This is a genomic window from Agrilactobacillus yilanensis (assembly GCF_003946725.1).
Classification (GTDB): Bacteria; Bacillota; Bacilli; order Lactobacillales; family Lactobacillaceae; genus Agrilactobacillus; species Agrilactobacillus yilanensis.
Genome location: NZ_RHOY01000002.1, coordinates 300409 through 312037, shown reverse-complemented (window position 1 = coordinate 312037; position 11629 = coordinate 300409). Strand labels below are relative to the sequence as shown.

Sequence of the window (11629 nt, the reverse complement as noted above, 5' to 3'; positions counted from 1 at the left end):
TACGTCTTACTCACAAGCCAAGACCGGGCTTATGTCGTAAGTCTAGGTTATGCTTGAGGCTTTCCCGCTCCAGTTCGCGCTCTGGCTTTATATTGGTGCTTTGATTCGTTTTTCATATGCCGTTAACCATTCTTGTGTGATGGGTTCAATTTTTGTTGTTTTATCTGGGCCGGGATGGGCGATTAAGATTTTAGCGGCTTCGGTTTCGGTGGCGACGCTAAATGTAAATTCAACATTGGTGGCCACGCCCCATTGTCCTTGAGCGTTCATGGCTACGACTGAAATTTCACGCACTCGGCCGTAACGGCGTTTTAATTTTGCTTCAAAATCATAAACGGCTTGATCACAAGCGGCTTGCGGGCTGAGGCCAGTTCCCATTAATCGGACAATTTCATAGGATACACAGCCTTTCATAATATCTTCGCCTAGGCCAGTTGCGGCGGCACCACCAATCGGGCTATCCACATAAAAACCTGAACCGGATACTGGAGAATCACCCACACGACCGGCTTTTTTCATAAATAAGCCTGATGTCGAGGTGGCAGCCGCCATGGAACCACTGGTCGCTAACGTCACTGCGCCCACAGTATCGTGGCCATCATAAGGATTTAAGCTTTGGTTAGATAATTCTTTTAATCGTTTTTGCCAGCGTGCTTTTGCGCGATCCGTCAGCATGTTCGTCATTTCAAAGCCATTTAACGTTGCATATTTTGTTGCCCCGTCACCAACTCTAAAGTTGTTATAAGTTTCATGGCTCAACGCTCGCGCAACGGAAACGGCATGCATCACATTATGAATGCCACCCACAGCACCTTGGGCTAAAGTATCGCCATCCATAAAAGCTGCGTCCATTTCAACAACGCCTTCTTCATTCGGTAGACCGCCGTATCCTACTGATTTGTAGTAGGGATACGCTTCAACAACATTGATCAAACTTTCAACGGCATCTCCAGCAGTGCCGTTTTTTTGTAATGCCTCACTTGCTTTAAGTACGCCATCATGTGCCATACGCCATGTTGCTATTGTGCCCCACATATTTTCTCATCCCTTCATTTTCTAGTTTGCCATCGCTTCAATCGCTGCCATATAAATGGCCATCATCTGTTTTAAATCTGCTTTATTCAGCCACTCGTCTTGTTTATGTGCAATGCCTTTTTGACCAGGAAAAGAAGGTCCAAATGCGACAATATTCGGCATTACTCGTGCATAAGTGGCGCCAGTTGTTGTCACTGGTGTACCGTCAAGACCAGTTATTTCAGTATAAATTCTGGACAGCGTTTTAATAAACGGTGCCTCTGGTGATTTTCGGACACCTGGTATACTGCGAATGATCTCTAACGTACTACGCTCTGGTAAAACTTGTTGCAGTTGTTGGGTAATTTGCGTTTCTTGAATCGTTATTGGATACCGTATGGCCAATTCCAAAGCAAAACCTGTAGCCGTTTTTTGCCACAAATAAGGTGTCATAATAAGGCGTCCTGAGGCGTCATCTTCATAATTAAGCCCTAACCCTTCACCATAATGTTGATTTGCCAATCGGGTCTTTAACCATTGTGCATACATTAACAATTCAGATGGGCCTTGCTGATACGCTAGTAAGTCAGCTGCTAAAACAGTAATCGCATTAATACCCAATTGAGGCGCATTCGTAGGTGTCTGCCGGCCTTTAGCTTCAAAATACTGATCATCTACACTAACGGCTAAGCAATCAGGCACGTGATCTTTAGCTTGATCGCCTACAAAATCGCTAATCCGTGCTAATGTTGCCGGTGTGAGTTTCGTAGTGATTCGATAGTTCACGATACCCCGTTCACCATAAACTACCGGGAACTTACAATCCGGTGTAAAACCAAAAAGTGGTGGTCTTTCTTGCTGCAAATATAAAGCGACATCTTGACTGCCACTCTCTTCATTTGAACCAAAAATTAAGCGTACTGTTTGTTTTAAAGTAATGCCGGCCTCTTTTAAAAGTTTCATGCCGAATAAACAAGCCATGATAGCGCCTTTGTTATCCAAAATACCTCGGCCATAGTAGCGCTCCGCCTGTTCGCTTAAGCTAAATGGTGGAAAATGCCAGCCTTTTCCAGCGGCGACCACATCCAAATGGCCAACGATACCTATATAATTTTGATCATCTGGCCCCCATTGAACATAGGCCATGGCATCGTTAACAATCTCTGTTTTAAAGCCATAAGCTTGTCCCAATGCTGTAACTGCTGTCAACGCCCGCTTTGGTTCAACACCAAATGGTGCCCCAGGTTCAGCTGGGCCTTGAACACTGGCAATTTTTAACATTCGATCCAAATCTTTTAAAAATAATGGCCATTGTTGATCAATTAACGCTGTCATTTCAGTTTGGTTCATTGCAAAACATCCCCTTATTGTTTAAAACGCGTTAATGTGGATCTAAAGGTATATTTATCTGCTCGGTAATAAGATGTATCGTAAAAAATTGGTTTGGCGTCCGCTGTATAAGTAACCGAATTAACTTTCATCAACGGTTCTCCAACTTTCAAGTTTAACAATTCAGCCATTTTTTCATTCACCAAAGTGGCTTCAATAGCTTCATGAGAATAGGCAATTTCTACCTTTTTCTCCAACAGCGCAAATAAAGAGCCTTCAAAGTCAGCTTTTTCGTAGTCCTCCACATATTCATGACAAATCGTAATATATTCGATCGTCATAGGGTCTTCATTCCAAAAACGCCGCCGAATCAATAAATCAACTTCTGGTTTTAACCGCGTTTTTAAAGCTAAGGCATCGGAGATTTTATCAGAAACATCCGTTAATGGCTCAAATTGCAGTACTTCTGTTCGACTAGTTCGGCCATAAGCTTTTGCGGCTTCGGTGAATCCTTGTAAACCCATACGGCCACTTTCAACTTTACCGACACCAGACATCACATAGGTGCCCTTCCCCGGTGATTTGACTAATAATTGTTGTTTAATTAACAAATCAATCGCTTTACGAATAGTTAAACGACTGACTTCAAATTCTTTAGCTAAATCGTATTCAGAAGGCAATTTTTGTGCGGTGGAATAAACTTCCCGTCGAATTCGATCAGTTAGTTGTGCTGCGACTTCTTCAAATTTTGCAGTTGCCATTTTACATACTTCCTTTATGTCACTTACGTTTTAAAGTCCATTGCTGATAGAGCCCATCCATTAATGCAATCAGCCGATAGCCGATTTCTGGATATTGATCGGTTGCCAAGTTGGCCAAAGACACCCGAACACACCAAGTATCACTGCCAAAAGGGCTCGTTTTTAAAAGTAGTAAGCTTTTTTTCTGAGCTAATAATATTAAAAATTCGGTGATCGTCCATTGCTGCTGTAAATAATTCGCAAAATTCGCGCCATAGCGTTTTTTTGCCCAGGCATGCAAATCAATATCACAATAATAGGCTGTATCACGACTGGACAATGGCTGACTTAACCCTAAAACCGCGAATAACTGCTGTTCTCGCTCATGGCAAATCGCCATCACTTCATCTTGATAAGCCTGTCCTTCATCCATCATACCGTATAACGCAAATAATGCGATCATAACTTGTTGTACCGTGGATAAGCCCGCCGCATGATTTAAGACGATCGATCGTGAATCCGCTACCAACCGATCAATAAAACGAATTGTATCCGATGTCGTGGCAATGGATGCATAGCGCTTAGCCACATAATTTGCTGAGGATGTTGGCAGTGCTTGAATTAATTGGTCAAAAATATTCGTTTGGGCCACAGCAATAACCCCTACCCGCCAGCCAGTAGCGCCAAAATATTTCGAAAAAGAATACAGACAAATCGTATTTTTCGGCAATGCACTGAACAATGACTGAAATTTTGGAACGAACGTCCCATAAACATCATCTGTCAGCAGCATTAACGTAGGCCGTTTTGTCTGAACCAGCTTTTGAATTTGCGCAATATTTTCAGCACTCATGGCATTAGCCGTTGGATTACTAGGATTGACAATAAAGGCCGCTTTAATTGTAGGATCTTTTAATTTATCAATCTCAGTTTCTGGGTAAAGATAACTTGTCTGGTCATTCTGGATAATTTGCTTTGCCTGAATTTTGACAATTTCAAAATCATACTGCGGTAAATCCGGAATTTCTAAGTAAGGTGCAAAAGTTGGTAAAAACAAAGCAATTCGGTCCCCGGTCTGCAACAGCTGCGTCTGCAACAAGGTCTCAAACAAATAACAGATGCCTGCTGTCCCGCCTTCCACCGGAAAAACATCCATAGCAACCGCTTGCTGGTTGAATAAAAACTGCGTTAAATAAGCTTTGAGTGGGGCTTCACTTAATGTCAAACAACGAACTGGATTAGGATAATTGTCACCAATAATTGCATCACAAGCTTCATTTAGCCATTGATCCGCCGACATCCCCAATGGTGAAGCTGGGTCAGTCAACAGCCACCGTAAGCATTGCGCCCCACGGCACGGATGAGCTTCCAAAAAGGCTAAAAAACGAACCGTACGGTCATGAAGCGGTTTCAACTGTGTTCCCGTCAAAGTACCGCCTGCATAGAGTGTCTCTTGGACCGAAAATTGCCCCAATAAGAAAAAGGCCTCTCTAGGTGTTGGCGCAGTCCAATTTGGATTCCCTCGGCCAGCATTTAAAACCGGAATTCCCGGCTGCTGTGTCACAATGCGTTCTAAATATAAAACAAGTTCAAAAGGACTTAGCGCTTCAAACGATGATTCTGTCATTAAGCTCACCTTCTCAACAATATATATCACATGGTATATACTATATTGTCTTTAAATTAATTGCAACTGTTTTCATTTGATTATATCAGAATTTATTATTTTGAAAACTAAATTATAACGCTTTAAATAGCGGATATAAGAATTGAATAAATTTGAGAGAACTTTCTTAAAAGGACTTGCATAAGTTTCGAAGTGCGTATATCATAATATCTGTATTATACGGTATTGACTGATTAGTATATACTATATTAACAAAGCCTAATATTTAAAAATCAATGTTCTTTGATGTCCTGATTAATTGAGGTTTCAATTAAAATGAAAGCCCTACCGGAACAATTAGTCAGCGCAACACCCTAAGGCAGCGTGATGGTTGACAATCATCAACACCGAAATCATTATCTGTTTAGATTTTTTATTTTAGTAAGGGAGTGTAAATATGTCATCTACTGATTCAAACGTTAAGAATACTAGGTTACTAACGTTGGGGATTTTATCTATCTCATTCCTAATGTCTGTAAGTAATGCCGTCTCCGGTACTATTCCATTAATGGAGAAATTCTTCTCCAACGTCTCTCAAGCAAATATTGAACTATTAATTGTTATTCCCACTGGTGGGGTGCTTTTAGGTACCGTAATTAGTGGGGCCGTTTCTAACAAACTCGGTAAAAAATATACCGTTATGGCCGGGTTAGCGATTTCCTTGATTTTTGGTATTATTCCTGCTTTCTTTTACAACTACGCCTCTATCTTTGTCTCTCGGGCCATGTTTGGGGTAGGTATGGGGGTTTTTACACCACTTAGCGTTTCCTACATAACCGATTTGTTCCCTGAAGAAAAACGTAACCGTTTATTGGGTTGGCGGAACTCCATTGGGGCTATTGGGGATTCCATTATGCTTTTCATTGCTGGCTTCTTGATTAATGTCAGCTGGCATACAACTTATCTTGTGTTCTTATTCTTATTGGTACCAATCATTTTAGTAGGACTTTTCGTACCTAAACGGCTAGATAATATCGTTGCGGACGGCGATAACAAAGAGGCGGATATTTCTAATGAAGATATTAAACCAAGCACGAATATCCAAGTTATTAAATTGGCCGGTATTTTCTTATTCGTCTGCTTATTCTACTCCGCAATTTCACTAAAACTTGCCAGCTATATCGTGAACCATCATATTGGTTCTGCAGCTCAAGTAACGCGGATTTTTAGCTTTTTAGTATTATGTTCAATTTTCTCAGGGATCCTTTTTGAAAAATTGGCTAAAATTTTTGGTAAATATACCGTTGCGATTTTTGATATCGCTACAGCCATTGCCTTGATTATTATGCCATTTACAACCTCTATTCCGGTAATTTTAGTCTTAGTTCTTGTCTGCGGCTTTTGTAACGGGGTCATCAATCCGGCTTTAACCGCCCGAATGGTGGCTTATTCACCTAAAGGGTCGATGAACTTAACCACTTCAATCATTATTATCGGGATCAATATTGGGTTCTTAGTTGCCCCTTATTTCTTCCAAGCTTTTGGTGCTTTAGTACACACTTCTGATCCTGCCATGATGATCTTTTATTCTGGGCTCTTCTATGTGCTTTTAGCCTTGTTTGATGTCTTCACTGTTAAAAAAGACAAACTTTCAATTTAATTTTATGGAGGTAATGGTATTATGACTGATAATGTAACTTGGTTTAAACAGGCCAAATATGGCATGATGATTCATTGGGGCCTTTATTCCTTACTGGCCGGTGAATATGATGGTCGTTCTTCTAGTAATTATGCGGAGTGGATTCAATCTAAACTGCAAATTCCTAATAAGGATTATGAAAAACTAGCGACCATTTTTAATCCTATCTATTTTGATGCAACTAAAATTGTCGATTTAGCCAAGGCTTGCGGTATGCAATATTTAGTCGTTACAACGAAGCATCACGACGGCTTTGCCATGTACCATTCACATGTGGATCCTTATAATGTTTACGATGCAACCCCTTTCCACCGGGATGTGATCGGTGAACTAGCCCAAGCTTGTCATCAAGCTGGCTTAAAATTTGGTTTATATTATTCACAAGATTTGGACTGGCATGAACCAAATGGTGGCGGTTATTTATCTAATGATATTGAAACTGCCGGAACAACTTGGGATAACAGCTGGGACTTCACTGGCAAAAAAGATTTTGATGAATGCTTTGAAAATAAAATCATGCCTCAAATTGAAGAAATCATGACAAATTACGGTGACATCGCAACGGCTTGGTTTGATGTCCCAATGACTTTATCTGAAGCACAAAGTCAACGCATTTATGACACCGTAAAAAAACTACAACCAGACTGCTTAATTAACTCTCGGTTGGGCAATGGTAAATATGATTATGTTTCATTGGGCGATAATGAGATTCCTGAACAAAAAGATGATGGGACTAACGCTGATACGGTGGATTACAACGCTATTGAAGGTTTCAAGCCATCCCCATTAGGCTTATATGAAACAGCCGGGACGATTAATGACTCTTGGGGCTTTTCTTACCATGACCAAAACTGGAAAACACCAGAAATGATTTATAAATATAAAAAGCATTTAAACGATTTCGGTATCAACTATCTGTTAAATATTGGCTTAGACGGCTTAGGTCGAGTGCCAATGCAGGCAGAACAAAACTTAAAGGCGGCCCAAGCTCTAGAAAACAACTAGCTGACTTAGCTGAAGGTAGGTAAAAAATGACTTATTTAGCAATTGATATTGGTGGGACTACAATTAAATCTGGTTGCGTCACTGCTGACGGTACTGTTTTTGATACGCACGAATGCGCCACACCACGCCAAGATCGAGCTGTCTTCATCGCTACCTTAAAAAATCTAATTCAACCTTACCAAGCAACGATTCAAGGTGTGGGCCTTTCATTACCCGGCACGATTGATCCAAAAAAAGGCCTAGTTTTAGCTTGTGCGACCTTACCTTTTTTGGAAAACGTTGCTTTAGAAACACTGCTTCATGAAACATTGTCTATCGATTTACCAATTGTTTTGGATAATGATGGTAATGCGGCCGCCTTAGCTGAAAAATGGTGCGGTCATTTACAATCGATCCAAAATGGTGCGATGATTGTTTTAGGCACTGGTGTCGGCTGTTGTCTCTTTATCAATGATGCTTTGTATTATGGCAGTCATTTCATTGGCGGTGAGGCGAGTTTCATGGTCACCGATTTGTCTCAAAAAGATGCCCGCGCACAAACTGCTGCTGGGTTATCCGTGGTCACTATGGTAGAAACCATCGCGGATACTTTGCATTTAGCGGGTGACAACCTTGGCCAGCAAGTCTTTCAGGCTTTGGAAAACCAAGTACCTGAAGCTTGGCAGTACTTCAGGCCATTTACCAGGGGTGTTGGTGCGTTAATTTATAATTTACAAACCGCATTAGATTTGCAGCGGATTGTTATTGGCGGTGGCATTAGCGTGCAGCCACTTTTAATCCAACAGCTGCAACGTGAATTTGAGACCTTCCATCAAGTAACCAATCTGGCGCAACGCACCATTCATACACCGGAAATTATGGCAGCACACTTTCATAATCAAGCTAACTTAATTGGTGCAATCTATCCTTTGATTAATAACCACTCTAAATAATGACCATTCTATGTTCTATATAATGTATGCAGTCAGACCTGAGACTAATCTTTTGGCCTGGCTGTTTTTTGTTTGGCGTAAGTTTAGCTTTTAAGTAACCATCGTTTATGGTGTTAATCTAGGTGCATTGTAAAAATCGTAACTTTGTTGCTCTGGGCTAAACACGTTCCCAAAGACTAATTTCTGCGCCTAGTTACGTCTTACTCACAAGCCAAGACCGGGCTTATGTCGTAAGTCTAGGTTATGCTTGAGGCTTTCCCGCTCCAGTTCGCGCTCTGGCTCTTAAACGCGCTCACCAACACTGATTTCTACATATAACTACGCCTTGTTGACAGTCGCCAGCGACTGCCTGCCAAGTCTAGGTTATATTGCGAAATCACCCGTGTTGATTCGCGCTCTCATTTAATCGAACTTTTATTTCGTTAATTGATTATTAGTTCGTAATTTTTTCAATAAATGGCGTGGTAAGCGCATTCTAAATTGCGTTTGATCGGTATTTTTGGTATGCTAATTGCGTTCATTTATAACAACTTTATTCACTGAAAGTGAGGCAGTGCATTGAATGCAAAAGGAAAATTCTGAACCTACCTTAAACCGCTCTCTTGGTTTTTGGTCTGCATTATCGTTAGTTGTTGGGACTGTCATTGGTTCCGGTATCTTTTTTAAACAATCATCCGTGCTCGATAGTGCTGGTTCGACAGCTAACGCTTTGTTAGCTTGGTTCTTAGGCGGTTTGATCACGCTAACCGCTGGTTTAACTATCGCTGAAGTCGGCGCACAAATGCCACATACTGGCGGTTTGTATGTGTACATGGAAAAAATCTATGGTAAAATTTGGGGCTTTTTATCCGGCTGGATGCAAATTGCGGTTTATGGCCCAGCCATCATTGCTTCCATTGCCGCCTACTTAGGTATTTTACTTGTTGGCTTTTTTGATTTAAGCAGCCGCTGGCAAGCACCATTAGCGATCGGCGTTATTGCGCTGATTGGTCTTCTGAATGCTTTTGAAAACCGTTGGGGTGCGGCTTTTCAGATCATTACAACCTTAGGCAAACTTTTACCGATTATTGCTATTATCATTTTTGGATTATTCTTTGGTGACCAAAACGCCTTTGGTCAGACGTTGCATTCTGTTAGTCAGTCCACTGGCAACTTTGGTGTCGCTGTTTTAGCAACATTATTTGCCTACGATGGTTGGATTTTAGTAGCCAACTTAGGGGGCGAGATTAAAAATCCACAAAAATTATTACCACAAGCCATTATTTTTGGAATTTCCTTAGTCTTAATTGCCTATACGCTAGTCAGCTATGGTGTTTTACACTTTTTACCCGCAGAAAAAATTCATCAGCTAGGCCAACAAACGACGGTGTACTTCGCAAATGCAGCCTTTGGTAAAATCGGTGGCCGTTTGTTAAATATCGGGATTATCGTTTCAATGGTCGGTTGTTTGAATGGTAAGATTATGACTTTCCCCCGGATCATCTATGCGATGGCTGAACAAAAACAATTACCATTCTCTAAACAGTTTAGCTATTTGACCCGTAACTCCCACGAACCAGTTGTGGCTACTGTGGCAATTTTAGTTTATGCCAGCATCATGATTTTATTTTTTAATCCTGATCGGCTTTCAGATCTATGTATTTTCACAGTTTATTGCTTTTATGTGGCCGCTTTTATTGGCGTTTTTATTCTTCGCAAACGCAATAAAGATCAATTACGGCCATTTTCAACACCTGGTTTTCCAGTGACACCATTAGTTGCAATTTTAGGCGCCTTATTTGTGATTGTTAGTGAAATTGGTTCAGATTTACCTGGCGTTATTTTGTCCTTAGTCATTGTGGCCGTGGGTGTGCCACTTTACTTCTACAAATTACGGCAGAACCGCCAATAAATCTAGTGACTTAAAATTGTTAATCTACCTAAAAATTTAGGTCAGCCACCAATTGTATACGACACAACCTTCAGCTAAACTGTAGACAAAACACAACAGTTTTAGATTTGGAGGTTTTTTTGATGAAACAACTAATATTAGCTGGACGAGAAGTTCCGGCAATTGGCATTGGTACTTGGCATATGGGTAGTAATCCTCAAACCTATGCCCAAGAATTAGCAGCAATTCAAGCCGGAATTCATGCCGGCGCAAAAGTCATCGATACTGCTGAAATGTATGGTTCTGGCGATTCTGAAGCCCTTGTCGGCGCAGCAATTGCCCCTTTTGAACGCAAGGATCTTTTCTTGATTTCAAAGGTGCTCCCTAACAATGCGTCCAAAAAAAGAATGGCCCAAAGTTTAGATGCCAGCTTACAACGCTTAAAAACCGATTATTTGGATCTTTATCTTTACCATTGGCGCGGCGGAGTCCCATTAGCCGAAACAGTCGCTGAATTGCAACGGCTGCAGACCACTGGTAAAATCAAAAATTGGGGTGTTTCAAATTTTGATACCGCTGATATGAAAGAACTTTGGCAGTTATCCCAAGGTTCAAATGCCAGCGCCAATGAAGATTTATATAATTTAGGCAGTCGAGGAATCGAATATGACCTCTTACCTTGGCAAAAAGCCCATAATTGCCCATTAATTGCGTATAGTCCTGTGGGGGCCGGCGACAGTTATAATGGCACCCAAGTCAGCAACACCTCTGAAGTTTTGGAAGTGGCCAAACGCCATCATGTCACTGCACATCAGGTGATGTTGGCCTGGGTGATTAGAAATGAACAAGTTTTAGCCATTCCACAAACAAGTAATCCTGAACATATGCAAGCAAATATCGCTGCTGGTGAACTCGAACTAGACGAAGCTGATTTAGCCTTATTAGATCAAGCTTTCCCAGCACCAACACGTAAACAACCATTAGCAATTTTATAGAAAATTAAAAAGTATAAGATATACGTAAAATAATTACGGTATATCTTATACTTTTTAATTAGTTATAATACAATATCATATTTTTAATCTTACCCAATTTTTAGAGCAACCTCAATAGGTTGATTTTTTCTCTTTTTTCTCAAAAGATTGTAAAATCATTGCGACTCCGATAACTAAAATCGGTAAAAATAAATTATTGGAACGACTCCAAACAACATCAGCGATTAAAACAGCAATACCTAAAATAAACAGGACCCATGAATCAATTCTTGGTTTTATTCTCATTGTGATCGACACCTTTTTTTATAATTGCGACAAGGACAGCCTTTAATACATTTTAATAATACAGATTACACCTAAATTGTAATCTATAATTTTAACGTTATCAATCCTTTAATAATAATGATTTAAAATATTTATATAAATCTTGTTGAACTGG

The 11629-nt window shown here is 40.6% G+C and carries 10 protein-coding genes; 5 read left to right on the top strand and 5 right to left on the bottom strand.

Going from position 1 to position 11629, the window contains the following annotated elements:
- Nucleotides 1–87 precede the first annotated feature (87 nt).
- From EKM93_RS02845 to aspD, 4 genes are read right to left on the bottom strand one after another with little or no spacing between them, the layout of a single operon-like run.
- Nucleotides 88–1035: a N(4)-(beta-N-acetylglucosaminyl)-L-asparaginase gene (locus EKM93_RS02845; protein ID WP_125712855.1), complete on the bottom strand. Its 948-nt coding sequence runs from the start codon at nucleotides 1033–1035 to the stop codon at nucleotides 88–90.
- A gap of 21 nt (nucleotides 1036–1056) precedes the next feature.
- Entirely contained in the window at nucleotides 1057–2364 is a 1308-nt protein-coding gene (locus EKM93_RS02840; RefSeq protein ID WP_125712853.1) for a Sapep family Mn(2+)-dependent dipeptidase, read from the bottom strand.
- Between the two features lie 14 nt (nucleotides 2365–2378).
- Nucleotides 2379–3104, bottom strand: coding sequence for a GntR family transcriptional regulator, LSA1692 subfamily (locus tag EKM93_RS02835; protein ID WP_125712851.1), 726 nt, complete (start codon nucleotides 3102–3104; stop codon nucleotides 2379–2381).
- Between the two features lie 19 nt (nucleotides 3105–3123).
- Entirely contained in the window at nucleotides 3124–4710 is a 1587-nt protein-coding gene (gene aspD / locus EKM93_RS02830; RefSeq protein ID WP_125712849.1) for an aspartate 4-decarboxylase, read from the bottom strand.
- 436 nt (nucleotides 4711–5146) lie between these two features.
- On the opposite strand from aspD, the gene EKM93_RS02825 reads away from it, so the two are divergent.
- The 5 genes from EKM93_RS02825 (at nucleotide 5147) to EKM93_RS02805 (ending at nucleotide 11190) form a co-directional block, all read left to right on the top strand.
- On the top strand, nucleotides 5147–6349 hold the full coding sequence (locus tag EKM93_RS02825; RefSeq protein ID WP_125712847.1) for an MFS transporter: 1203 nt from the start codon (nucleotides 5147–5149) through the stop codon (nucleotides 6347–6349).
- Between the two features lie 21 nt (nucleotides 6350–6370).
- Entirely contained in the window at nucleotides 6371–7393 is a 1023-nt protein-coding gene (locus EKM93_RS02820) for an alpha-L-fucosidase (RefSeq protein ID WP_125712845.1), read from the top strand.
- A 26-nt stretch (nucleotides 7394–7419) separates the two neighbouring features.
- On the top strand, nucleotides 7420–8325 hold the full coding sequence (locus EKM93_RS02815) for an ROK family protein (protein ID WP_125712843.1): 906 nt from the start codon (nucleotides 7420–7422) through the stop codon (nucleotides 8323–8325).
- Nucleotides 8326–8887: 562 nt separating this feature from the next.
- Complete coding sequence (locus EKM93_RS02810) at nucleotides 8888–10216, top strand: APC family permease (protein WP_125712841.1); 1329 nt, start codon at nucleotides 8888–8890, stop codon at nucleotides 10214–10216.
- A 122-nt stretch (nucleotides 10217–10338) separates the two neighbouring features.
- Nucleotides 10339–11190, top strand: coding sequence for an aldo/keto reductase (locus EKM93_RS02805; RefSeq protein ID WP_125712839.1), 852 nt, complete (start codon nucleotides 10339–10341; stop codon nucleotides 11188–11190).
- A 111-nt stretch (nucleotides 11191–11301) separates the two neighbouring features.
- On the opposite strand, the gene EKM93_RS13475 is transcribed toward EKM93_RS02805, so the two are convergent.
- Entirely contained in the window at nucleotides 11302–11475 is a 174-nt protein-coding gene (locus EKM93_RS13475) for a hypothetical protein (protein ID WP_164506968.1), read from the bottom strand.
- Nucleotides 11476–11629 lie beyond the last annotated feature (154 nt).